Source organism: Methyloceanibacter sp. wino2 (genome assembly GCF_003071365.1).
Classification (GTDB): Bacteria; Pseudomonadota; Alphaproteobacteria; order Rhizobiales; family Methyloligellaceae; genus Methyloceanibacter.
Genome location: NZ_CP028960.1, coordinates 443498 through 468431, shown reverse-complemented (window position 1 = coordinate 468431; position 24934 = coordinate 443498). Strand labels below are relative to the sequence as shown.

Sequence of the window (24934 nt, the reverse complement as noted above, 5' to 3'; positions counted from 1 at the left end):
GCGGCAGCGTCTAGGAGGTCTCGGGTTTGCGCGCCTCTTTCATGCGCGCCAGCACGTAGAGGCGCAGCGCGGCCGACAGGCTGGTCCCGTCGCCCCGTTCGGTTCGTTCCAGATCGATTTCGCCGACGAGCGCCGCGATCGACTTGCCCTGATCGCGCGCCAGTTCCGCCAACGCGTCCCAGAACGGTTCTTCCAGTGAGACGCTGGTCCGGTGCCGGGCGATGGTGAGCGAGCGCTTGTTGCGGGCATTGGCCATCGGTGCGGAGCCGCTACTTTTTCGGAGCGACCATCTCCTCCGGGCGGACGAGCCTGTCGAAATCCTCCTCCTCGACATGACCGAGCCGCACGGCCTCTTCCTTCAGCGTGGTGCCGTTCTTGTGCGCGGTCTTCGCGATCTCGCTCGCGTTGTCGTAGCCGATATGAGGCGCAAGCGCGGTCACCAGCATCAGGGACCGCTCCATATGCTCCGTGATGCGTTCCCGGTTGGCTTTGATGCCGACCACGCAGTTCTTGTTGAAGCTGTCGGCCACATCAGCCAGGAGCCGCACCGACTGGAGAAGCGCGTAGGTCAGGACCGGTTTGAACACGTTGAGTTCGAAATGCCCCTGGCTGCCCGCGAAGGCGACGGTGGTCTCGTTCCCGAACACGCGGGCGCAGACCATGGTGACCGCCTCGCACTGGGTCGGGTTGACCTTGCCCGGCATGATCGACGAGCCGGGTTCGTTCTCCGGCAACAGCAACTCGCCCAGACCTGAGCGCGGTCCCGATCCGAGCAAGCGAATGTCGTTGGCGATCTTGAACATGGCGGTTGCGACGGCCGTCAGGGCGCCATGGGTGAACACATAGGCGTCGTTGCCGGCCAGCGCCTCGAACTTGTTCTCGGCCGGAACAAAGGGAAGCTTCGTCAGTTCCGCCATCTTGCGGGCGAAGATGTCCGCGAAGTCCGGATGGCTGTTCAGTCCTGTGCCGACGGCCGTGCCGCCCTGGGCCAGCGCGTAGAGGCCGGGCAGGGTCATCTTGAGCCGCTTGATGCCGAGGTCGATCTGGGCCGCATAGCCGCCGAACTCCTGGCCGAGGGTAAGCGGCGTCGCATCTTGCATATGCGTTCGGCCGATCTTCAGAATGTCCTGAAAGGACTCGGCTTTTTCCTTGAGGGCGGCGTAGAGCCGGGACAGGGCCGGATCCAGCCGGTAGGCGATCTCCTCGGCCGCGGCCACGTGCATTGCCGTCGGGAACGTGTCGTTCGAGGATTGGCCCATATTGACGTGGTCGTTCGGATGAACCGGCTTCTTGGTGCCCAATTCTCCGCCGAGGATCTCGCTGGCCCTGTTCGCGATGACCTCGTTGAGGTTCATGTTGGTCTGGGTACCGGACCCGGTCTGCCAGACCACGAGCGGGAAATGCCCTTCCATCTTGCCGTCGATGATTTCGGTCGCCGCGGTCGCGATGGCATCGGCTAGCTTGGAATCGAGGCGCCCGAGCTCCTGATTCGTGAGCGCCGCGGCCTTCTTGACCAGGGCCATGGCGCGGATCATGGGCTCCGGCATCCGTTCGTCGCCGATCTGGAAATTTTGGCGCGAACGCTGGGTCTGCGCGCCCCAATAGCGGTCGCCGGGGACCTCTATCGGCCCAAAGGCGTCCGTCTCCGTACGCGGTGCGGACGAGGATTTCGGGGCGTCGGCTGCAGACATGAGCGAGATTTCCTTTTTGTAACTTGGAGATTGGTCGAGGAGCAGGTTTCTGGAATCCTTGGCCTGCCAACGACCGGACAATCTGAGCCTAACGCTATACCATTGCGGCGAGGGATGAGAGAACCTGGGATGTGGCGAAGATCGCCACAATGGCGGTGAGGGCGCGCGGGCCGGAAAGGCCAAGGCGCCTGACGAGGAGGATGTGTGACGGCGGCGTCCAGTAAGATCGTGCTGCCTCAGTCGAAGACAGTGCAAGCTTGCGAAACCTATGCCCGGTTCGCGGCCGTATTGGTCTGCGTCATCGGCGAGGTCGTGCTGGCGGCATGGATCGGCATCTTGCCAGAGCGCTTCCTGCCGAGCCTGGCCGGCATGCCCCCCATCGCGGCCATCGGCGTCATCCTCGCAGGCCTCGGCCTCTTATGCTTCACCTACAAGCGGATCCGCTTCCTCTCGCGAACCATCGGCCTCGTGCTGGCCTTGTTCGGGCTCTTGATGCTCGGCCAGGCGGCCTTCGGCGACATCGGGCTGAATACGTTTCTGATTCCGGAGGAGGCCATCCCGCAGGCTCAGTTGAGCCATGAGTTCTCCTTTGCTCAAGCCGCGCCGCCCGCGCCGCTGCCGGTCCCCGAAGGGACGTCGCCCGGGATCGTGGTGGCGCTCATCCTGTTCGGCGTGGCGTTGTTCTATGCCGAGCATCACCGGGTGGCGCCCTCGGTCCTCAGCCAAGTCTTGACGCTCGTCTTGCTCGCCCAGGTTCTGCTCGTGGTGACGGGTGCGGCCTATGGCGTCGACATGGACGGCGATCCGTTTCCGTTTATGCGGCTCACGGTCTATGGCGTGATCGCGTTCGTCTTGCTGGCGACAGGGCTGATCTTGGCGTCCCCGGAACGGGGCATTGCGTCCGCGATTCTGGAGCAGTCTCCCGCGGGCGAGATGCTGCGCCGGCTCCTGCCGGGGATTTTGACCGTCCCGCCCGTGCTGGGATGGTTCGCGCGGGAGGCCGAGGTCAACGCGCTCTACGACAGCGCCGCGACCCTCGTCATCTTTGCCGTGGCCAGCATTGTCGTGCTCGCTCTGTTCGCCTGGACGGCGCTTGGGGCCGTGCGCAGGGCCGATAGCGGCAGGCAGGTGGCGCTCATGGATTTGCGCGGCCAACGCGAATGGCTCTCGACGACATTGGGCTCGATCGGCGACGGCGTGATCGCGACGGACCCGAGCGGAAGCGTGCTGCTGCTCAACAGGGTCGCCGAGGAACTGACGGGCTGGCCGGCGGCGGAAGCGCGCGGGCGGCCGATCTGGGTCGTGTTCCGTGTCGTGGACGAGGAGACGCGCAAACCCGTCGACGACCCGGCTCTGAGAGCGCTCCGCGAGCGCGAGGTGTCCCGTATGGAGTCCGGCGCCATGCTTTTGACGCGCGACGATCGCGAACTCCCCGTGGAGCATTCGGGCGCCCCGATCATCGGGCAGGACGGCTCACTCGCCGGCGCCGTGCTCGTGTTCCGCGACGTCACCGAGCGGCGGCGCACGGCGCAGCGCCAAACCATGCTGGTCGGCGAACTGAACCACCGGGTGAAGAACGCGCTGGCGATCGTTCAGTCGCTCGTCCAGGCCAGCCTGCGCCAGGCCAAGGACCCGACGACGCAAACCATGGCCCGCACATTGGCCGAGCGCTTGCGCGCCTTGCACCGGGCGCACGATCTGCTGCTCGAATCTCAATGGTCCGGCGCGAGCCTGAAGGCGATGGTGGAACGTGAGCTCGAGCCCTACAAGCGCGAGGGCGGACCGAAGGTCGTGATCAAGGGGTCCGACGTGCTGCTGCCGCCGCAATGCACCTCGATCCTCGCCATGACGCTGCACGAGCTCGCCACCAACGCAGTGAAATACGGTGCGCTGTCGCAGAACGATGGTCAGCTGAACGTCGCCTGGAAGACGCAGCGGCGAAACCGGCTCGTCCTCGTCTGGGAAGAGAAGGGCGCTCCTCTCGTGCAGAAGCCCACGGCCCGGAAAGGGTTCGGATCGCAGCTCATCGATCAGGGCATACGCCACAATCTCGGCGGCGAGACCAAGACCGAGTTTCGCAAGTCCGGACTCTATGTGGAGCTCAGCGTACCCCTGACGCCGTCCAACGAGCCGCGCGCCGCTCCCGACAAGGTTCACGCGCCGGCTGCCTAGGAGCAGGGAGCCCCGGTCGGAGCCTTATTCCAGGACGCTGATTTCCTCGTTGGCGTGACGGAGACGCTCGGAGAATTCGCGCGTCAGATTGCCGAGAATAGTGATCATCACGTTGGGATGCTCTTCGGCCAACTCGTGCAACTCTTCGACGCCGAGCCCGTAGCAGATCACCTTCTCGTTCGCGATCACGTCGGCGGAGCGTGTACCGCCGTCGAGCAGCGCCATCTCGCCGAAGGTCAGGCCCGGCCCGATCGAGGCCACGCGCTTATGACGGCCCGGCTTGTCGTGGAGCTTGATCTCGACACTGACCGTGCCGCGCGCCAGCACGAAGAAGAGTTTGGCGGGATCGCCCTCGCGCATGATGACGTCGCCCTTGTCGAAGACGAGCGGCCGCACGATCCCTTCGACCAAACGGCATTCTTCGGGCGTGAGACCGTCGAACAGGTTGATCTGATTGAGCGAGAACTTGGTGCCGGTGCTGGAGCCTTTGCCGGTGAGAAGCTGATCCTCGCACCACTCCAGCGCGGCGTCCGCATCGCGGAACTGGCGCAAAGCGTGTCCTTCCGCCGTCTCGGCCAGCACGCGCGTCAGCCGGTCGAGTGATCCCTCGTTGTCGATGGACGCAAAGACGAGCTCCGTGTCGCTCTTCGCCATCGCGCGCACCGCCCGGCCGATCAGTTTGCACGCCGCGTTGTCGGCATGGTGTACGCGCTTGAAGTCGACGACGATGTATTTCGAGTCCTTGGCGAGCTCGGTCAGCTTGCGCAACAGTTGCTCCGTCGAGCCGAAGAAGAGGGCGCCTTGCGCCTCGAGCACGGCGATCTTGTGCCCTTCCTCCGCGAGGAGCGTACGCTCTTCCAGCGTGCGCAGCCGGTTCGAGCGAACCATGTCGGCGCGGTAATCCCGTCGGAGGACGCTGCGGACGTTGGTGTGGTTGTAGAAGGAGTGGAGCTGGAATTCCCGCGACATATCCTGGCACACGGCGATGCCGCGCACGCTGTTTCCCTGCGTGTCGATCGGGGGCGCGTAAACGCAGATCCCGATCTGTCCGGGGATCGCGGCGATGACGCAGCCCGATACGCCGCTCTTGGCCGGCATGCCGACTTCGTAGGCCCACTCACCGGCATAGTCGTACATGCCGCAAGAGTTCATCACCGTGAGCACGTCGCGCACATATTGGGTGTCGAATATCTTGTGATCGGTGACGGGGTTCGTGCCGTCATTGGCCAGCGTTGCCGCCATGACCGCGAGATCACATGCGGTGACGCTCAGCGCGCACTGGCGGAAGTAGAGTTCGAGGACTTCCTCCGGATCGTGCTCGATCATGGCGGTGTTGAGCATCATGTAGGCGATGGCGCGGTTGCGATGGCCCGTCGCCAGCTCCGACTTATAGACCGCTTCATCGATCTCGATCTTGCGGGCGGCGAGGCTCGAGAACAATTCGAGCATGTTGTTGGTACGCTGCTTTAGCGTGTCGCCTTGCATCATTTCGGCGACCGCGATCGCGCCCGCGTTCACCATCGGATTGAAGGGCCGGTTGGCGGCCTCGTCGAGCACAATGGAGTTGAATGCCTCGCCGGTCGGCTCCACGCCGACCTTCTCCAGGACGCGCGAACGCCCGTGGTGCTGCAGGGCGTAGCCGTACATGAAGGGCTTGGAGACGGATTGGATCGTGAACGGCACGCGGGCATCGCCCACCGTGTAGAGCTGACCGTCCACGGTGGCGATGGCGATACCGAACAGCTTTGGATCGACCTTGCCAAGCTCGGGGATATAGTCCGCCGGCGCACCACCCTCGATTTTCGAGACGCGTGCGTGGATCTCGTTCAGATAATCCTGAATGGGCGCAAGGGCCCCGCCGTCCGCGTTGGGCGCGCCACGGATTAGATCGAGTTTGTTCAAGTATGCGTCTCCCCAGCCGATGCGTGACACCGCACCCCGCGAGCATCAATCAGAAATCATGCCATGTCGACCGTCCTGCCAAACGGGCGGGTTGGCCAACTCGGACGTGCTCTGATGGCTAATGTGTGGGCATGCGGTCGCCGGGGCGCACAAGAAAGCGGCTGATTCGGGGGGGCGCTACTTCTTGCGGAAGTTGTCGAGCTGCACGACCTCGGCCGGAGGCCGGGACATGACCACTTCGACCGGTTCGGTTTCGCTCGCTTCCTCTGCCGGTGGCTCCGTACCCGGACGGTCGTCGGACTGGTCGCTCACCACATCGGGCAGAGCGGAGGCCATATGTTGGCGCGCCGAGTCGTTGGCGGCGCCCGGCTTTCCGAACTGGAGACCGAATTGCGCCGACGGATCGTAGAAAGCTTTCACCGCGCTGAAGGGAATCACCAGCCGCTCGGGCACATTCGCGAAGGACAGCTTCACCTCGAAGCGCTCGTCCCACACGAACAGGTCCCAGAACTGGTACTGGAGGACGATTGTCATCTCCTCCGGGTACTGTTCCTTCAGGCGTTTGGAAATGGAAACGCCCTCGGCGCAAGTGTCGAAGGCGATGTAGAGATGGTGCTCACCAGGGAGCCCATCGCGCTGGACTTGTGTCAGGACTTCGCGCACCACGCCGCGGAGCGCGTCCTGTGTCAGAAGATCGTATCGAATTCCATCGTCTGCCATGTAATGGCGCCGCTCCATTCTTTGGCGACGTAGGCAGTCCACCCCGTCAGAAGTGGAGGGCTTCTGTTGCCCGGTGCCCTCCGAAACCGCGCCTAACCTCTGCGAGGAGGCTAGGGCTTTAATTTAGGCTATCGCGCCGCATTACGCAGCGAGACGTGCCTCCGCATAGTTGTCATTGGCAACTATAAGGTTCGGCCCGATAACGGCGGATACCATGCCGAGCGAAAGTACGACCTTTACACCCTCGTCGATCCTATTTCGGCCCCGCCACGTTTCAGTCGTTACCGACTTAACGTCGCAAGTCCCATGCCACAGTTCTCTGGTCCGCACGTCACGTGCTCGAGAGACTGAAACCTGGTGGAGCCGCCGGGTACCGCCCCCGGGTCCGAATGGTTTATTACGTCAACCGTTTATCGCCATAGTCGGCCGAAGCCGACACCACATATATAAGCCCCAAAGAGGTTAATTGAAAGATCGGGAGGTAGATAACCCCCAATCTTCACCCCTTGAATAGGCTTGTTGCACAGTGAGTTGGCAGAGCCGGATCGGATGCGCTAGTCGCGTTCCATCTTGAGGACGCGGCCGGTCGTGGCATCGACGTGCATCTCGATATCGTCGCCGCGGGCATCTTCGCCCTCGACTTTCCAGATATTCCTTCTGCGCTTGTATTCGATGTCTTCGAGGTCGACGATACCCCGGTCGAAGGCCATCTGCCGGACCCGCTCGATGCCGATGCTCTGGGCATAGGCGGCGGTGGAGACGAAACCGAGGGTAGTGCAGGCCGCAAGGCCGAGGACAACTGTCAGACGACGCATTGAATGCTCCTTCTACAAGGTCTATCGACAAAGTAGCGAGCCCGGCCTGTGAGTCTCGGCATTCCGGACCTCGGTGAATATAGGGACACTCTGACGTTGCGCCAATATCTCGAGCTCCTCTCTCACGTCCGCCATGCGGGCCTCCGCAAGGAGGATCGGACCGGCACCGGCACCCTCAGCCTATTCGGGGCGCAAATGCGCTTCGACTTGAGCGAGGGGTTCCCGCTCATGACCACCAAGAAGCTGCATGTGAAATCGATCATCCATGAGCTGTTGTGGTTTCTGCAGGGCTCGACGAATATCCACTATCTCAAGGAACACGGCGTCAGGATTTGGGACGAGTGGGCCGACGAGAACGGCGATCTAGGGCCGGTCTACGGCAAGCAGTGGCGCTCATGGCCGACCCGCTCAGGGGGCGAGGTCGATCAGATCACGGCGCTGGTGGAAGGCATCAAGCAGAACCCCGATTCGCGGCGTCACATCGTCAGCGCGTGGAATGTGGGCGAGATTCCCAACATGGCGCTCCCGCCTTGCCACTGCCTGTTCCAGTTCTATGTCGGCGACGGACGGTTGTCCTGCCAGCTCTATCAGCGCTCCGCGGATATGTTCCTCGGCGTACCGTTCAACATCGCGTCCTATGCCCTTCTCACGCATATGGTCGCGCAGGTCACGGGGCTGGAGCCGGGCGACTTCGTGCACACGTTCGGCGACGTGCATCTATATCTGAACCATCTGGCCCAGGCCGACGAACAGCTGTCGCGGACCCCCCGGGCGCGACCGCGTCTCGAGATCAACCCGGAAGTGACCTCGCTGTTCGACTTCGTCTACGACGATTTTGATATAGTCGGCTACGACCCCTATCCGGCGATCCGCGCCGAGGTGGCTGTGTGACCGACGAGTCCGGAGGACGGTCGCCCGCCATCGCCCTGGTCGTCGCCATGGGCGAGAACCGCGCCATCGGCCTGGACGGCGGGCTGCCCTGGCACTTGCGGTCCGACATGAAATTCTTTCGCGCCGTGACCATGGGCAAGCCGGTGGTCATGGGTCGCTTCACCTTCGAATCGCTGCCGCGGGTTCTCGACGGCCGCCTCAATATCGTCATGACCCGGAACGGCTCCGTCACGGAGCCCGGCGTGGTCGTGGTGCGGGACCTGCCAGCGGCGCTGGAAGAGGCGCGACTCTGGGCCGCCAAGGAGGGCGCCGACGAAATCGCCGTCATCGGCGGGGAGGCGGTCTTCGCCGAAGTCCTGCCCCAAGCCGACCGGATCTATCTCACCGAGGTCCACGCTTCCCCGGAAGCCGATACCTGGTTCCCGGACCTCGACCCGGACGAGTGGCGCGAGGTCTCGCGGGAAGCCTTCGAGGCCGGCCCGAAGGACGACCACGATTTCAGCATCGTGATCCTGGAGCGGGTTTGACCGAATAGGGCCGCCTTCGATTGCGCGCCCTTTGGTCCTGGCCTATAACCTCCCGGATTCTTGTCGCGGTTCCGCCACTTGGTGCGCCTAATCTCCCCTGCAATAGGCGCGGCCCAATCACGGCGGCTTCGCGCGCAGCCCCCTCAGCAATCAGGACGAGAGACAATATGCCTTGGAGCAATCAGAGCGGCGGTGGCGGCAACAATGGGCCCTGGGGGCCCAGGCCGGGCGGTTCCGGCGGTGGCGGCCAGCAACCTGACCTGGAAGACATACTTCGCAAGAGCCAAGACAAGCTGCGCCAAGCCATGCCCGGCGGTGGCGGCTGGCTGCTTCCGGCCGTCCTGGCCGTGCTCGTCGCCGTTGTGATCGGCTTCTTCGGCTTCTTCGTTCGGGTGAACACGGACGAGGTCGGCATCGTGCTGCGCTTCGGTGAGTATGTGCGCCAGCTTCCGCCTGGCCTGCACGTCCGCCTGCCGTATCCAATCGAGGAGGTCATGCTCCCGAAGGTGACGCGCGCCAACCGGATCGAGATTGGCATTCGCTCCGCTCAAGGCGGCGGGCTTTCGGTGCGGGACGTGCCCGAGGAAAGCCTGATGCTCACGGGCGACGAGAACATCGTCGACATCGACTTCGTCGTGGTCTGGAAGATCAGTGACGCGCCCGACTATCTCTTCAACATCCAGAATCCCGAAGGCACCGTGAAGGACGTCTCCGAAAGCGCCATGCGTGAAATCGTCGGACAAAGCGATATCGAGCCCATCCTGACGTCGTCTCGCGCCCAGACCGAAGGCAAGGTGCAGCAGCTCATTCAGCGCACGCTCGACGGCTACAAGGCCGGTATCGAGATCACGCAGGTTCAGCTGCAGAAGGTCGATCCGCCGGCTCAGGTCATCGACGCGTTCCGCGACGTGCAGGCGGCTCGCGCTGACGAGGAGCGTCTGCAGAACGAGGCCCAAGCCTATGCCAACCGGGTCGTTCCGGAAGCCCGCGGTGAGGCCGAACGGATCCTTCAGAACGCTCAAGGCTATCGCGATCAGGTCATCGCCGAGGCAAAGGGTGAGGCGGAACGCTTCGAGAAGGTGCTGCTGGAATACGAGAAGGCGCCGGACGTGACGCGTCAGCGCATCTTCATCGACACGATGAAGGAAGTCTTCTCCAAGACCGACAAGATCATCATCGACAAGGATGGCGGCGGCGGCGTGGTGCCCTATCTGCCACTCACGGAATTGCAGAGGAAACCGCCGCAATCGCCGGCATCGTCCACGTCGGCTCCTTCGCTCCAGACCGGAGGGCAGCAGTAATGAAAAAGGCAACTCTTACGCTCATTCTGCTGCTGATCGGCATCCTGGCCATCGGCGCCTATCTGACGCTGTTCACCGTCTACCAGACGCAGCAGGCCCTGGTTCTCGAGTTCGGTAAGGCGAAGCGGGTCATCGATGACCCGGGCCTGAACTACAAGATCCCGTTCATCCAGAACGTGGTGTTCTTCGACAAGCGGCTGTTGGATTTGGATTCGGCGCCTCAGGAAGTCATCGCCGCCGATCAGAAGCGGCTTGTGGTTGACGCCTTCGCGCGCTGGCGGATCACCAATCCGCTGCTGTTCTACCAATCGGTGAACAACGAGTTCAACGCACGGACACGGCTCAGCGATTTTCTTGAAGCCGCGCTTCGCCGCGTCCTCGGTTCGGCAAGCTTCGAGGCCGTCGTGCGGGACGACCGCAACGAGCTGATGCGGAAGATCACCAACGAGATGAACGAGAACGCCCAGAAGTTTGGCATGACGGTCGTCGATGTCCGGATCAAGCGGGCGGATCTGCCCGAGGCCAACAGCCTTGCCATTTTCCGCCGGATGCAGACGGAACGTCAGCGCGAGGCCGCGGAGATCCGAGCCGAAGGTGAGGAGGCGTCCCGCCGCATTCGCGCAGACGCCGACCGCCAAGTGACGGTGGTAAAGGCCGAAGCGACTGGTGAATCCGAGCGGATTCGCGGTGCGGGCGATGCGGAGAAGAACCGCGTCTTCGCCGAAGCCTTCGGCAAGGACCCCGACTTCTTCGCCTTCTACCGCTCCATGCAGGCCTATGAAGGCGCCTTGCAGTCGGGCGATACCAGGATGCTGCTCAGCCCGGATTCGCAGTTCTTCCAATACTTCAACGACGCTTCGGGCGCCGGTCGCGGTGCTTCGTCCAGCATGCCGAAAGGGGACAAGAGCGCCGTAAGCCGGCCCTTGAGTTCGACGCCTTAGGCGGGTTGTACGGGCATGGAAGACCTGGGAGTGGCCATCGGTCTCGTCCTTGTGATCGAGGGCCTGGTCTGGGCCCTTGCGCCCCGGTTCGGGCGCCGGCTTCTGGAAGCGGCGTCCGATACACCCGAACAGTCCCTGCGGCTGGCGGGCACCCTCGCAGTGGCGGTGGGTGTCCTCCTCGTTTGGCTTATAAGAGGCTGATGGTGGGTCGCCCGGCCGGTGCCGCCGGTCTGCTCCTGCGCACCTCTTGGGGCGAAACCGTGCTTCCTCAGGGCCTACGACTCTCGCTAAAATGGGCGGAACGCTCCGAGGCCTCGGCGCGCTTGAGCTTGGTACGATGACAGGAGTGCGCAGAAGGATGTCCGGACGCAACGGCCAGAGCTGGGCTCGTCGTTTTCGGGGCGCATGCGCCGTGCTTATCTTCTGCGCTATTGCCGCAACTGCCGGTCTCGGGGTTGCCGCGCTCCTCGCGCCGGCGCCGGGTTTTGCGAAGGGCCCCGTGTCGGTCGCCGACATTGCCGAGGGACTCCAGGACGCCGTCGTCAATATCTCGACCACGCAGACCCTCAAGGAACGGAACGGGAGTCGGCCCGGCCGGAAGGGACCGAAGACCAGCCCCTTCGACGAGTTGTTCGACGACTTCTTCGACGAGGAGGGACCCGACGGTTCCCCGCGCAAGGTCAGTTCGCTCGGATCGGGGTTTGTGATCGATCCCTCGGGACTGATCGTCACCAACAATCACGTGATCGAAGGCGCCGACGAGATCATCGTGAATTTCACCGACGGGTCGAAGCTGAAGGTGATTAAAATCCTCGGCCACGATCCCGAGACCGATCTCGCTCTGCTGCAGGTCAAGCCGCGCAAGCCGCTCAAGGCGATCACTTTCGGAGATTCCTCCATCTTGCGCGTGGGCGACTGGGTGATGGCCATCGGCAACCCCTTCGGCCTCGGCGGGAGCCTGACCGTGGGCGTCGTCTCCGCCGTGAAGCGCGACATCAACGCGGGGCCTTACGACAACTTCATTCAGACCGACGCGGCGATCAATCGGGGTAACTCCGGCGGTCCCTTGTTCAACATGGATGGTCAGGTCGTGGGCGTGAATACCGCGATCATTTCGCCGACGGGGGGATCGATCGGCATTGGGTTCGCTGTTCCGTCCAACACGGCTGTCCGGGTTCTGAACCAGTTGAAAGAATTCGGCGAGACGCGGCGCGGCTGGCTCGGCGTGCACGTTCAAAACGTCACCGACGAGATGGCCTCCACCCTTGGCCTGGAGGAGCCGATGGGGGCTTTGGTGGCCTCCGTCGCTCCCGAGGGGCCGGCGGGCAGCGCCGGCATCAAGCCGCGCGACGTCATTCTCGACTTTGGCGGACAATCCATCCGGAACATGCGCGATCTGCCACGCGCGGTCGCGAACGGCACGGTGGGAGCGGACGTGCCCCTCAAGGTCCTTCGCGACGGCGAGCTCTTGGATCTCACCGTGACGCTCGGCCGGCTGCCTGCATCTGAGGATGACGAGGCGATCGAGCCAGAGGATTCCGACGGTGTGAAAGAACTCCTTGGACTTACGATCGAGCCGTTGACCGCCGATCTGCGGGCCAAGTTCGAAATCAGCGGGACCGTCGATGGGGTTGTGGTGACGGCCGTCGACCCGGACAGTCCGGCGGCGAAGAAGCGCATAGAGGTTGGCGACGTGATCGTCGAAGTGACCCAGGAGGCCGTCCATCGGCCTGAGGAGGTCGTTGCCAGGCTGCGTGCCGTGGAGAAATCGGGGCGCCGCAAGATCCTATTTCTTCTCGCCAACGCGGATGGCGATCTGCGCCTCGTCAACGTCCCGATCAGCTGACGTGGCTCGTCGCCGTCGGCGCGAACCCCAATAATGGCCCATCGTGTTTGAAGCCGTTCTCATCGCCGGACCTACTGCTAGCGGCAAGTCAGCGGCGGCCCTGGCGCTGGCCGATCGCCTCGGCGGTGCGGTCATCAATGCCGATTCCATGCAGGTCTACCGCGAGCTGCGGATATTGACCGCGCGTCCCAGCGTGGCGGAGATGGCGGGCGTTCCCCACCACCTGTACGGCACCGTGCCCGGACGCGAGGCCTATTCCGTCGGGCGATGGGTTGGCGAAGCGGCCACCGCGATCAAAGAGGCGCGCGCGGCCGGACACGTGCCGATCCTCGTCGGCGGCACCGGGCTCTACTTCATGACACTGCTGCGGGGGCTTTCGCCCGTCCCCGACATTCCCGACGAGGTCAGACAGCGCTGGCGCGACACTGCGGCCACCGCGCCCGCAAGCGAACTCCACGCCGCGCTGGAGGCTCGGGACCCGGTCATGGCCACGCGCCTCGAGGCCACGGATACGCAGCGTCTCGTGCGCGCCCTGGAGGTCGTCGAGGCTACGGGCGTGTCGCTTGCCGAGTGGCAGGAGACAGAAGGGGAGCCGGTGCTTCGTGACGAAGGGCTGCTGAAGCTTGTGGTCGCGCCGGAGCGGGACGTGATCTACGCCGCCATCGACGCCCGATTCGACACCATGCTGGAGCGTGGCGCGCTTGCTGAAGTGGAAGCACTGACAGAGCTCGGTCTCGATCCGGGGCTTCCTATCATGCGGGCCTGCGGCGTCCCTGAACTCGTTGGCCACTTGGCCGGCGCCATGAGCCTGGACGAGGCGGCCGAGAAAGCGAAGACGTCGAGCCGGCGCTATGCGAAGCGCCAGATGACGTGGGCGCGCCGCTTCATGGCCGATTGGACGTGGGTTCCGGACAGCGAAGCCGCCGTCGCATTAGAGCCGGAACCAGGTCCAAACGAACGCTAGACCGTCACCTGCGTGCCGATAGCCACGACGCGGTCGGTCGGCAATTGGAAATAGGCCGACGCATCGTCCGCGTTATGCGCAAGATAGACAAAGAGCCGGTCCTGCCATTGCGGCATGCCGGATCGCGGGTCCGGCCGTATCGTCCTTTGCGACAGGAAGAACGACGTCGACATGATGTCGAACTGCCAACCTTTCCGGCGGGCGATCGCGAGAGCTTTCGGAACGTTCGGCCGTTCCACAAAACCGAAATGCAACGTCATCCGCATGAACTTGTCGCTGATCGGTTCCAACTGAACCCGATCCTGTGGCGCAACACGCGGGATGTCCTCGTTCTTGATGGTGAGGATGACGTTGTGCTCGTGCAGCACCTTGTTGTGCTTAAGGTTATGCAGGAGCGCGGTCGGCGCGAACTCCGGATCGGCGCTCAGGAACATGGCGGTTCCGGGCACGAGATGCGGCGGTTTGGTCTCGAGGCTCTTGATCAGAGGCTCGAACGGCACCTCGATGCGGCGTGTCTTCTGTGCCAGGAGCCGCGTGCCGCGCCTCCAGGTGAGCATGACGAGAACCAGGATCATGCCGACGAGCACCGGCAGCCAAGCTCCCTCGACGATCTTCAGCATGCTGGCCATGACGAAGGCGGTGTCGACGAAGGTCAGCGGGGCCATCAGGGCGATCGCCCAGTAAAGCTTCCAGCGCCACAGTTTCCAGATGACGATGAAGCCGAGAATGCCTGCCACCCACTCCGTCGCCGCCACCGCCAGCACATAGGCGGAGGCAAGCTCGCTCGACGACCGGAACATGAACACCAGCAGCAGAACGCCGGTCAGTAGGACCCAGTTGACCCGCGGCATGTAGATCTGGCCGGCCTGCGACTCCGATGTGTGCCGCACTTCCATGCGCGGCAGAAGTCCGAGCTGCATGGCTTGCCGCGTTATCGAGTAGGCGCCCGTGATCACGGCTTGGCTCGCGATGGCAGTGGCCATCGTCGCCAACGCAACCATGGGATAGAGCGCCCAGTCGGGGAACAGTAGGAAGAAGGGGTTCGACAGTGCGTCTGGATGCGCAAGCACCAGCGCGCCTTGTCCGAAATAGTTCAGGAGCAGGGCGGGGAGAACCAGAATGAACCATGCCGTCTGAATTGGCTTACGTCCAAAATGGCCGAGATCGTTGTAAAGGGCCTCGGACCCCGTCACGACCAGGAACACCGCACCGAGCGTGATGAGGCCGATCATGCCGTGTGTGAAGAGAAACTTGAGGCCGTAATAGGGGTTCAGCGCCAGAAAGATGCGCGGGTATTCGGCGATCTCGACCGCCCCCGCGATCGCCAACACTAGGAACCAGACGGTCGTGATCGGAGCGAACAGCGCCGAGACGCGCGCCGTCCCGTGGCTCTGCACGGAAAACAGCGCGACGAGAATGATCACGGTGATCGGGAGCACATAAGGCTCGAACGCGTCCGTGGCGACGTTGAGACCTTCAACGGCCGACAGCACCGACAGGGCAGGGGTGATCAACGTGGAGCCATAGAACATGGCCGCGCCGACAATGCCCAGTCCCAGTACGAGCGGCGTGCGTTTGCCCAGTGCGGTGAACGCGAGCGCGGTCAGCGCCAAGGTGCCGCCTTCGCCGTTGTTGTCCGCGCGGAGGAGCAGCACAACGTATTTCAGCGTGACGACGACAATCAGCGACCAGAAGATCAGCGACAGGACGCCGAATACGGCGGCCTCCGTCACGGCGCCGTAAGAACCGCCCGCGGCGAGCACGGCTTCGCGCAGCGCGTAAAGGGGGCTCGTGCCGATGTCGCCATAGACGACGCCGATCGACCCGAACGTCAGCGCCCAGAACGCGCGGCTCGTTATAGGCGCGTTCGCCGGCTCATGGCCGTGGCCGTGTCCATTGCCGTTGGCAACGGCCGGTTCTGACGATGCGGTCTGCTGCATTCAGGATGTGATGAACTGGAAAAGCGTTTTCAGTTACGGGCCCACCAGAGCGTCTCTGCGCCGGCGTGGCTTTGTCCCTCTTATCGAGGTTGCCCCACTAATCGGTATGAGCCTTAGGCGTATCGTCAGCCATTGTCTAGAACGCTTGTGGGAAAAGATGAGGCCCTTTGTCCTCATATTTCCCAATCGTGTAATTAATTTACAAAAACAGACTTAGTTACGCAATATATGAAAAGATTGGTGCGAAAAAACTTACCATACATTCGCATTTGTCGTTGACCCTGTGACACCGAGGCCCTAGGGTGCGCGGCCTAATCCGGCACTTTTGCCATTTTGATCGAGATTAACCGGGCAGTGGTTGGTCCAGCCGCTGAGGCCCGGTTTTGTCAGTGGAAAGAGACATGTCTGCCAACGAAAACGGCGCAGCCACGATGACCGGCGCGCAGATCGTGCTTCAGGCGCTCGCCGACCAGGGGGTGGATCACATCTTCGGCTATCCGGGCGGCGCCGTTCTGCCGATCTATGACGAGCTATTTCAACAGGACCGGCTGCAGCACGTGCTGGTCCGTCACGAGCAGGGCGCAGTCCACGCGGCCGAAGGCTATGCGCGTTCGACCGGAAAGGTCGGCGTCGTGCTGGTGACGTCGGGTCCCGGCGCGACCAACGCGGTGACGGGGCTGACCGATGCACTCATGGATTCGATTCCGGTTGTCTGCATCACGGGCCAGGTGCCGACGCATCTGATCGGCAACGATGCCTTTCAGGAATGCGACACGGTCGGCATCACGCGTCCCTGCACGAAGCACAATTATCTGGTGAAGGACGTCAATCAGCTCGCTGAGGTGCTGCACGAAGCGTTCTACGTCGCACGCTCGGGCCGGCCGGGTCCCGTCGTCGTGGATATCCCCAAGGACATCCAGTTCATGACGGGAACCTACAAGGGCGTCTCGAACTCTCAGCACAAGAGCTATGTCCCCCGCAGAAGGGCGATCAGAACGCGATCGACGCGGCGGTTGAGTTGATGATCAATGCCAAGAAGCCGGTCTTCTATACGGGTGGCGGTGTCATCAACGCGGGACCGGCGGCGAGCAAAAGCCTGCGCGAACTCGTGCGCATGACCGGCTACCCGATCACCTCGACGCTGATGGGGCTTGGCAGCTATCCGGCTTCGGACAAGCAGTGGCTCGGCATGCTCGGTATGCACGGCACCTACGAAGCCAACAACGCCATGCATGACTGCGATGTCATGATCTGCATCGGCGCGCGCTTCGACGACCGCATCACCGGCCGGCTCGACGCGTTCTCGCCGGGCTCGAAGAAGATCCACGTGGATGTCGATCCGTCCTCGATCAACAAGAATGTCCATGTGGACCTTCCGATCGTCGGCGACTGCGCCTTCGTGATCGATCAGATGATCGAGACTTGGAAGGCTAAGAAGCCGTCCCTCGACAAGGAGGCGCACGCGCGCTGGTGGGATCAGATCGAGACCTGGCGCAAGCGCAAATGCTTGCACTACCGGAACAAGAGCGACGTGATCATGCCGCAATACGCCATAGAGAGGCTGTTTGCGCTGACACGCGATCACGACACCTACATCACCACGGAAGTGGGCCAGCATCAGATGTGGGCCGCTCAGTATTTCCATTTCGACGAGCCCAACCGCTGGATGACATCCGGCGGTCTCGGCACGATGGGCTATGGCATTCCGGCCGCGGTCGGCGTGCAGATGGCGCACAAAGACTCGCTCGTCATCGACATCGCGGGCGAGGCGTCGGTGCAGATGACCATGCAGGAGATCTCAACGGCGGTTCAGTACGATCTGCCGATCAAGATCTTCATCCTGAACAACGAGTACATGGGCATGGTCCGTCAGTGGCAGGAACTGCTTCACGGCGGCCGCTATTCGCACTCCTATAGCGAGGCGCTGCCCGACTTCGTGAGACTGGCAGAGGCCTACCACGCTGTCGGCATCCGCGCTGAGAAGCCGGACGAGCTCGACGACGCGATCCTCGAAATGATCAAGACGCCGCGTCCGGTCATCTTCGACTGCGTGGTCGACAAGCACGCCAATTGCTTCCCGATGATTCCGAGCGGCGAGGCGCACAACAATATGCTGATGGGCGACGACCTGACGGAAGAGGATATCGAGAAGGCCATCTCCGAAGAAGGCAAGGTGATGGTCTGATGGGGCAGCCTGGTTCCGCTTACTCCCTCGAGAAGCCCGTAGAGACTCTCGAGACGCACACGATGAGCGTGCTCGTGGACAACGAGCCCGGCGTGCTCGCGCGCGTCATCGGCCTGTTCTCGGGCCGCGGTTACAACATCGAGTCGCTGACCGTGTCCGAGACCGAGCACGAGGCGCATCTGTCCCGTATCACCATCGTGACGACGGGAACGCCCATGGTCATCGAGCAGATCAAGAACCAGCTCGACAGGCTGGTGCCGATCCACTCGGTCACGGACCTCACCGTCTGCGGCGAGACCATCGAACGGGAACTAGCGCTGGTGAAGGTGGCGGGCGTCGGCGAGAAGCGCGTGGAAGCGCTGCGCCTTGCCGAAACCTTCCGCGCGAAGGCCGTCGACGCCTCGCTCGAGCATTTCGTGTTCGAGATTACGGGGCGCCAATCCAAGATCGAACAGTTCGTCGCCTTGATGCAGCCCCTCGGCCTGGTCGAGGTCTGCCGCACCGGCGTCGCGGCCATCGCCCGCGGGGCTGAGCGGATGTAGCTCTCACGAGGTCATCCGACACTTGTCTTTTTGCGGGTCCGGCGGCACAACCCGGACCCAATCGTCACAGCCAAGTTTTGAAGACATTGAAATTGTAGAACGTAGGGGAAGAGGTATGCGTGTCTATTACGATCGGGATGCCGATCTCAATCTGATCAAGGGCAAGAAGGTCGCCATCATCGGCTATGGCAGCCAGGGCCACGCCCATGCTCTGAACATGAAGGATTCCGGCGTCGCCGAAGTGGCCATCGGCCTGCGCCCCGGCTCCAGCTCCGCCGCCAAGGCCGAGGGCGAAGGGCTCAAGGTCATGAGCGTCTCCGAGGCCGCCGCCTGGGCCGACGTGGTCATGATGCTGACCCCGGACGAGCTCCAGGCTGATATCTGGGAAAAAGAGCTCAAGCCCAACATGAAGCAGGGCTCCGCGCTCTTCTTTGCCCATGGCCTCAACATCCACTTCAACCTGATCGAGCCCCGCGCGGACATGGATGTCGGCATGGTGGCGCCCAAGGGCCCCGGCCACACGGTGCGCGCCGAATACAAGCGCGGCGCCGGCGTGCCGTGCCTCGTGGCCATCGCCCAGGACGCCACGGGCAACGCCCACGATCTGTCGCTGTCTTATGCCGCCGCCATCGGCGGCGGCCGCGCCGGTATCATCGAGACCACGTTCCGCGAGGAGTGCGAAACCGATCTGTTCGGTGAGCAGGCCGTGCTCTGCGGCGGCCTCGTCGAGCTGATGCGCAGCGGCTTCGAGACCCTGGTCGAGGCGGGCTACGCCCCCGAGATGGCCTATTTCGAAACGGTCCATGAGGTGAAGCTCATCGTCGACCTCATCTACGAGGGCGGCATCGCCAACATGAACTACTCCGTGTCGAACACGGCCGAGTACGGCGAGTACGTCTCCGGGCCGCGCGTCGTGACCGGCGACAGCAAGGCCGCCATGAAGGACGTGCTGACCGACATTCAGAATGGCACCTTCGTGAAGAACTGGATGCTCGAGAACAAGATCAACCAGCCGAGCTTCAAGGCCATGCGCGCCAAGTGCGACGGCCACGAGATGGAAGTGGTCGGTGAGAAGCTGCGCGCCATGATGCCGTGGATCGCCGAGAGCAAGATGGTCGACAAGTCGAAGAACTAATCGCTTGGCGATTTTCTCTTAGAGACATCGAATGGCCGGGCTCGTCCCGGCCATTTTTTGTTTGGGCAGGCGCGTTCCGCGGCGTCTTGCTCTAAGGTTCCCCATCGTCATACGGACGCAGAAGTTTAAGGACACCATCCCGAGGTTTTGAGGGCCTTCGGGGCAGGGGGGATCGCCATGTACACCGCTCGTATCGCCAAGATCGTCATGGTCGCGTGTCTCGCGGCTTTCTGCCTGCTGGTCGTGTTCGGCAATCTCACCGACTACCAGTCCAATTTTCTGTTCGTGCAGCATGTGATGAGCATGGACACGACCTATCCGGGCAACAAGCTGATGTACCGGGCGGTCACGGAGCCGGCGTACTGGCAGGCGGCCTATAGACTTATAATCTTCGGCGAAGCAACGGCGGGCGTGCTCTTCCTCGCCGGCGCCATTCGTCTATTGATGGTCCGGCGCGCCCCGGGGGCCGTCTTCGACCGCGCCAAAGCCCTGACGGTCATGGGTGCGCTGGTCGCCTTTCTGGTGTGGTTCTTCGGATTCATGGTGGTTGCCGGGGAGTGGTTCGCCATGTGGCAGTCGGCGACGTGGAACGGCCAGGAGTCGGCCTTCCGCTTCTACATGACGGCGCTCGCGGTCTTGATCTTCGTCATGCTGCCCGACCGTGACCTCAAGGAGCCCGCCATAGTCGCGGCGGCTCCCATACCCGCCAGCGCGCCGGCCAAAACGGCGCCAGCCAAGAAAACAGCGGCGCCAGCCAAGAAGAAGGCCCCGGCGAAGAAGCGTGCGCCGGCCAAGAAGCGGACGCAGGCGAAAACGAGCGCCGCCAAGACGAGTGCAGCCAAGAGCCGGCTGGCCGCGGCCAACGACAAGATGGGGGAGGAGAGCTGACCGATGGACAGCACGGAGTTGGAGGCGTTCCTGAAAAAGTTCTACGCCGCGCGCATCGAAGGAGACGTGGAAGCCATCGGCGCGATGTTCGCAGACGATGCCCGGTTCCGGATTGTCGGCTCACCCGAGTTCAGTATGTTGGCCACATCGGTCCAGGGACGCGAGGGCATCATGAGCCTGTTCAGAACCCTCTCGGACAGCTTCGCACTGGACGAATTCTCGATCGAAGACTTGCTGATGGATGGGAACAGGGCGGCGATCCGCTGGAGCGCCCGTGTCCAAAATATCACATCCGGCGAGACCTTCACCACGGAGCTGGCCGATTTCATTGAAATCGGCTGTGGAAAAATTATATCGCTCAATGAGTTCCTCGACACCGCACTCGCCGGCTAGAGGCCTCCGCCGGCCGAACCTTTCCATTGAGTTCTGCCACTTCGGGGCCGAAATTGGGTGGTCGAATGGCGGAATGATGCGCATAATCCCGCAAATCAGCTGGATTTTGAGAGATTCGGTTCAAGTTTGCGGGGAAGAGGAGCCGAGACGCGGGGACGGTGGACCAGAGGTCCAGAGGGAGCCAGGAATGACAACATTCAGCTTGAGATCAGCTGCCATCGGCATTGCGGCTGTGGTCTCATTCGCTGCCCCGGGGTTTGCCGCCGAGCCTGACGGCCCGGCCGAACTCGTCACGCGTTCTGAAGCAATCCGGATTTCGGTGCAGGATCAGGTGGGCGCCGTGCCCATGAAGGACACGGCCGAGCAGATCGCTCTCGCCGAATACTACTCCGTCCCCGACCGCAAGCTTCTTTGGGTCGGCGAAAACGGCCTGAGCGCCCGCGGCAAGGCTGTGGTTCAGGAGATCGCGAAGGCCGACGATTACGGGCTGCGCGCTTCGGACTACAAACTGCCGAACCTGGCCGGCTTCGACGCGAGCGGGCCCGATGCCGTGACGAAGCTCGCGGATGCCGAGCTGAAGATCAGTGCGGCGGTCATCGAGTATGCGCGTGACGCGCGGGGCGGCCGGATCAATCCGCAGAGCCTCAGCAAGAATCTCGATCCCAGTCTTTATCTGCCGGACCCGGCTGAGGTCATCGGCTTCATCGCCATCCGCTCCGACCCCGCCGCTTACTTGCGGAGCTTCCAGCCGACCCATCCCCAGTTCGAGGCTCTGCGCAAGCAGCTGATCGCTGAACGCAAGGGCGACACGGCTCCGGCGCCCGTCGCCGACAAGCCCGAAGACGTGGAAATTCCCGCAGGGCCGACGCTGAAGCTCGGCGTCAAGCACGGCCAGGTGGCGTTGCTGCGCAAGCGGCTCGAGACTCCGGCCAAAGAGGGCGCCGACGAGTACGTCTTCGACGAGGATCTTCGCGACGCGGTCATCGCGTTCCAGCGCACCCAGGGCGGCAAGCCAGACGGCATGGTCGGCTCGGGCACGCGGCGCATGTTGAACGGCGGCGAGACCTCATCGACAACGGTGGTGTCGGGCCAGCAGAAGATCGATCTGCTGCTTGTGAACATGGAGCGTTACCGCTGGTTGCCGCACGACCTCGGCGCATTCTACGTCGACGTGAACATCCCAGAATTCAAGGTGCGGGTCTTCAAGGAAGACGAGCCCATTCACGAGACGCGCGTGATCGTGGGCAAGACGCACACGCAGACACCCATCTTCACCGATGAGATGGAAGAGATCGTGTTCCGCCCGAATTGGTATGTGCCGAACTCGATCAAGCAGAACGAGATCGCACCCTATCTGCGCAGGGGCGGCGGCTTCTTCTCCAGCGGGTGGGATACGTCCGTGCTGCGGCGTCAGGGCTTGCGGATCCGTGGGGCCAACGGCCGCGACATCGATCCCGACCGGATCGACTGGAGCCGCAACGACATTCGCCGCTACGAGCTTTATCAGCCGCCGGGCCCGCGCAACGTGCTGGGACTGGTGAAGTTCCGCTTCCCGAACACGCACGACGTCTATCTGCACGACACCACGCAGAAGAATCTGTTCTCCAATCCGGTGCGCGCCTACAGCCATGGCTGCGTGCGGGTCCAGAACCCGGACAAGCTCGCGACGGTTCTGCTCGGACACGATCAGGACTGGTCGGCGGCACGGGTCTCGTCGGCGATGCATAACGGCGCGGACGCCAACAAGGTCTTCATCAAGAACCGTATCCCGGTGTACCTGACCTACTTCACGGCGGTCGCGGACGAGAACGGTGAGTTGAAGCAGTACAAGGACCTGTATGGCCACGACCGGCGGATGATCGCCGCGCTCAACGGCCGGCCGATCCCGGCCGGGCTGCCGGACAACGTCACGGCGTCGAGCGGCGGCGGTGAGCGGCGTGTCTCCAGGCGGTCGCGGCGCGGGGACAACCCGTTCGCGGGCATCTTCGACTTCTAGAGATAGACCGCACGCTCACTTCGAGAGCGGCATGAACAGCGCAATTGCCGCGCAGGTGGCAAGGCCGACGATGATGTTCATCGGCACGCCGATGCGCAGGAAGTCGCTGAAGCGGTAGTTCCCCGAAGCATAGACCATCGTGTTGGTTTGATACCCGATGGGTGTGGCGAAGCTGGCGCTGGCGCCCATCATGATGGCGACGAGCAACGGCCGGGAGTCGAGGCCAAGGCTCTCAGCCAGGCCGATGGCGATGGGCGTCAGCACCACGGCCACGGCATTGTTGGTGATGAGCTCGGTCAAGACGGCAGCCAGGAAGTAGACCACGACGAGCAGCACATAGCCCGAGTTCCGGCCGAGCATCGGCTCGATCGCAGCCACAATGGCCTCCACCGCGCCTGTCTTCTCCAGGCCAATGCCGATCGCGAGCATGGCGAAGATCAAGACCAGGATCCCGCCGTTGATCGACTCCCAGGCTTCCTCCGCATCGATGCATCGCAAGAGCAGGATGGCGGCCACGCCCAGCACCGCCAAGCCGCCGATGGGCATGACGTTCAAGGCGGCCAGCGCGACGACGCTGGCGAGCGCGATGATCGCCACCGGGGCTTTCTTGCGCCGGTAGCTCCGTGACCGGGGCTGGGACATGTTGATGAGATCCGCCTCGTCGGCCGCCGCGGCCAAGCCCTCCGGCGTGCCTTCAAGCAGAATTCTATCTGCCGCGCGCAGCTGAACCTGCTCGAGGGCGATGCCGGGCAGGTAGCGATGGCGGCTGATGCCGAGAAGGCGGACACCAAACCGGCCGAGCCGCATGGCGCTGACCGTGTGGTGCGCGCCGCGGCCGGGTGCCAGCACCGCTTCGACGATGATGTGATCCCGGTCGCTCTCGCCGCCGCCAACACCGAGGATGTCGAACCCGCGCTCGCCGTGCAGGGTGAGCACCTCGGGCATGGTGGCCTGGATGACAATGCGGTCGCCCGCCTCGAGCACGTGCTCGGCGAGCTTATGGCGGCTCGACGTGCCGTTGCGCTGCACGGCCAACAGCCGGATGCCCTCCCGGTTCAGCTCCTTGATCTCGCCCAGAGCCTTTCCGGAGAAGCGGGAGCCCTCGCATACCGTCAACTCCGTCAGAAAATTGACCTTGCCGTCTTCGTCCATCAGGTCCGCCGCGCTCATGCGGGCCGGCAACAGCACGCGCGCGAGCAGCAGCATGGTCGCCATGCCGACGGTGGCCGCGACAAGGCCGACCGGCGTGATTTCAAAGATGGAGAACGCTGGCAGTCCTTGCTGGCGTGCGACGCCGTCCACCAGAAGGTTGGTCGACGTTCCGATCAGCGTGCAGGTGCCGCCGAGGATTGCGGCATAGGAGAGGGGGATCAGCAACTGAGTCGGCGCCATGTTCACGGTGCGCGCCAACCGTACGGCGATGGGGATAAGGACCATGACCACCGGCGTGTTGTTCATGAAGGCGGAGGCGACCATTGTCCCCAGGAGAAACAGAAGCAGCACCGTCTTGGGGCGCTCCTCCGCGTGCGACGTGACCCATGAGGCGGCGGCTTCCAGGGTGCCCGTCCTGACCAGCGCGCCGGAGAGAATGAACATGGCCGCGATCGTGATCGGGGCGCTGTTCGAGAACACGCCCATCACGTCCTTCGTGTCGATCAGGCCGAGCACGAGAAAAGCGGCCGCGCCCGCCGTCGCGACGACGGACGGCGGATACCGCTCGAGCAGGAAAGCGCCGAACGTTGCCGCCAGGATCACGAGCGCGATACCTGTCTGATACTGATCGATAAACTGAGCCAAAGCGGTGCTTGTCCCCTGTTGCCGCGATTGCGCGGACTGTGATCAAAGTTCTATTGCCTGTCCATGGGATCGCCCGGCAGCTCTATTTCATCGCGCGGGGTCCACAAGCGAAATCCAACCTGGAAGAGCCGCTTGGCAGGCTTGGCTTTTTCGGGCCCCGGTCGGCGATGAGGGTAAATTTGCCAAACTTGCGTCCACCGGACTTTCCCGATTGCCCCAGCGGGGTCAATGCGGCGTCTTGCGCTTGCTCTTCGGGGCCGTACACCCTATTTTCCGGTCATCGCAGGC

General features: G+C 63.1%; 20 protein-coding genes, 1 other RNA gene and 1 pseudogene. 14 read left to right on the top strand and 8 right to left on the bottom strand.

Features of this window, described 5'->3' with window-relative positions; translation table 11 throughout:
- Nucleotides 1–10: 10 nt before the first annotated feature.
- A complete protein-coding gene (locus tag DCY11_RS02185; RefSeq protein WP_108681062.1) occupies nt 11–256 on the bottom strand; it encodes a ribbon-helix-helix domain-containing protein in 246 nt (81 codons plus the stop codon).
- 13 nt (nt 257–269) lie between these two features.
- Nucleotides 270–1691, bottom strand: a complete 1422-nt coding sequence (gene fumC / locus DCY11_RS02180; protein ID WP_108681061.1) for a class II fumarate hydratase — start codon at nt 1689–1691, stop codon at nt 270–272.
- Between the two features lie 204 nt (nt 1692–1895).
- Here fumC and DCY11_RS02175 point away from each other — a divergent pair, with 204 nt between their 5' ends.
- Nucleotides 1896–3863 carry a sensor histidine kinase gene (locus DCY11_RS02175; protein ID WP_159079735.1) on the top strand — a complete coding sequence of 656 codons (1968 nt, stop codon included), beginning with the start codon at nt 1896–1898 and terminating at the stop codon, nt 3861–3863.
- A 24-nt stretch (nt 3864–3887) separates the two neighbouring features.
- Here DCY11_RS02175 and glsA read toward each other — a convergent pair whose 3' ends face one another.
- The 4 genes from glsA to DCY11_RS02155 all read right to left on the bottom strand — a co-directional run bounded on the left by glsA (nt 3888) and on the right by DCY11_RS02155 (nt 7300).
- On the bottom strand, nt 3888–5765 hold the full coding sequence (gene glsA, locus DCY11_RS02170; protein WP_159079734.1) for a glutaminase A: 1878 nt from the start codon (nt 5763–5765) through the stop codon (nt 3888–3890).
- 177 nt (nt 5766–5942) lie between these two features.
- The gene (locus DCY11_RS02165; RefSeq protein WP_108681058.1) at nt 5943–6485 is read right to left on the bottom strand and encodes an SspB family protein; all 543 of its coding nucleotides are present in this window, start codon (nt 6483–6485) and stop codon (nt 5943–5945) included.
- A gap of 51 nt (nt 6486–6536) precedes the next feature.
- Nucleotides 6537–6961: a transfer-messenger RNA gene (gene ssrA, locus DCY11_RS02160) on the bottom strand.
- Nucleotides 6962–7039: 78 nt separating this feature from the next.
- Complete coding sequence (locus DCY11_RS02155; RefSeq protein ID WP_069445195.1) at nt 7040–7300, bottom strand: PepSY domain-containing protein; 261 nt, start codon at nt 7298–7300, stop codon at nt 7040–7042.
- 96 nt (nt 7301–7396) lie between these two features.
- Here DCY11_RS02155 and DCY11_RS02150 point away from each other — a divergent pair, with 96 nt between their 5' ends.
- The 7 genes from DCY11_RS02150 (at nt 7397) to miaA (ending at nt 13770) form a co-directional block, all read left to right on the top strand.
- Nucleotides 7397–8191, top strand: coding sequence for a thymidylate synthase (locus tag DCY11_RS02150; protein WP_108683635.1), 795 nt, complete (start codon nt 7397–7399; stop codon nt 8189–8191).
- Entirely contained in the window at nt 8188–8718 is a 531-nt protein-coding gene (locus tag DCY11_RS02145) for a dihydrofolate reductase (RefSeq protein WP_245409426.1), read from the top strand. The genes DCY11_RS02150 and DCY11_RS02145 overlap by 4 nt, the downstream gene beginning before the upstream one ends.
- A 167-nt stretch (nt 8719–8885) precedes the next feature.
- Complete coding sequence (hflK, locus tag DCY11_RS02140; protein ID WP_108681057.1) at nt 8886–10019, top strand: FtsH protease activity modulator HflK; 1134 nt, start codon at nt 8886–8888, stop codon at nt 10017–10019.
- Nucleotides 10019–10960: a protease modulator HflC gene (gene hflC, locus DCY11_RS02135; RefSeq protein WP_108681056.1), complete on the top strand. Its 942-nt coding sequence runs from the start codon at nt 10019–10021 to the stop codon at nt 10958–10960. Before hflK ends, hflC begins: the two co-directional genes overlap by 1 nt.
- A 15-nt stretch (nt 10961–10975) precedes the next feature.
- Nucleotides 10976–11161 carry a DUF2065 domain-containing protein gene (locus DCY11_RS02130; RefSeq protein WP_069445199.1) on the top strand — a complete coding sequence of 62 codons (186 nt, stop codon included), beginning with the start codon at nt 10976–10978 and terminating at the stop codon, nt 11159–11161.
- Between the two features lie 136 nt (nt 11162–11297).
- On the top strand, nt 11298–12806 hold the full coding sequence (locus DCY11_RS02125; RefSeq protein ID WP_371515022.1) for a Do family serine endopeptidase: 1509 nt from the start codon (nt 11298–11300) through the stop codon (nt 12804–12806).
- A 43-nt stretch (nt 12807–12849) separates the two neighbouring features.
- Nucleotides 12850–13770: a tRNA (adenosine(37)-N6)-dimethylallyltransferase MiaA gene (miaA, locus tag DCY11_RS02120; RefSeq protein WP_108681054.1), complete on the top strand. Its 921-nt coding sequence runs from the start codon at nt 12850–12852 to the stop codon at nt 13768–13770.
- Here miaA and DCY11_RS02115 read toward each other — a convergent pair.
- Nucleotides 13767–15710, bottom strand: a complete 1944-nt coding sequence (locus DCY11_RS02115; protein ID WP_108681053.1) for a potassium transporter Kup — start codon at nt 15708–15710, stop codon at nt 13767–13769. The two genes, miaA and DCY11_RS02115, sit on opposite strands and share 4 nt — an antisense overlap.
- A gap of 431 nt (nt 15711–16141) precedes the next feature.
- On the opposite strand from DCY11_RS02115, the pseudogene DCY11_RS02110 reads away from it, so the two are divergent.
- From DCY11_RS02110 to DCY11_RS02085, 6 genes and pseudogenes are all read left to right on the top strand, one after another.
- Nucleotides 16142–17895: pseudogene (locus tag DCY11_RS02110) on the top strand (acetolactate synthase 3 large subunit).
- A complete protein-coding gene (gene ilvN, locus DCY11_RS02105; protein WP_108681052.1) occupies nt 17895–18437 on the top strand; it encodes an acetolactate synthase small subunit in 543 nt (180 codons plus the stop codon). The pseudogene DCY11_RS02110 and the gene ilvN overlap by 1 nt, the downstream one beginning before the upstream one ends.
- A 115-nt stretch (nt 18438–18552) precedes the next feature.
- Nucleotides 18553–19572, top strand: a complete 1020-nt coding sequence (gene ilvC, locus DCY11_RS02100) for a ketol-acid reductoisomerase (RefSeq protein WP_108681051.1) — start codon at nt 18553–18555, stop codon at nt 19570–19572.
- Between the two features lie 177 nt (nt 19573–19749).
- Nucleotides 19750–20460 carry a DUF2165 domain-containing protein gene (locus DCY11_RS02095; protein WP_108681050.1) on the top strand — a complete coding sequence of 237 codons (711 nt, stop codon included), beginning with the start codon at nt 19750–19752 and terminating at the stop codon, nt 20458–20460.
- Nucleotides 20461–20463: 3 nt separating this feature from the next.
- Nucleotides 20464–20853, top strand: coding sequence for a nuclear transport factor 2 family protein (locus DCY11_RS02090; RefSeq protein ID WP_108681049.1), 390 nt, complete (start codon nt 20464–20466; stop codon nt 20851–20853).
- A gap of 187 nt (nt 20854–21040) precedes the next feature.
- Nucleotides 21041–22849 (top strand): murein L,D-transpeptidase, encoded by a 1809-nt coding sequence (locus tag DCY11_RS02085; RefSeq protein WP_159079733.1) that lies wholly within the window; start codon nt 21041–21043, stop codon nt 22847–22849.
- Nucleotides 22850–22864: 15 nt separating this feature from the next.
- Here DCY11_RS02085 and DCY11_RS02080 read toward each other — a convergent pair whose 3' ends face one another.
- Complete coding sequence (locus DCY11_RS02080; protein WP_108681047.1) at nt 22865–24646, bottom strand: SLC13 family permease; 1782 nt, start codon at nt 24644–24646, stop codon at nt 22865–22867.
- Between the last annotated feature and the right edge of the window lie 288 nt (nt 24647–24934).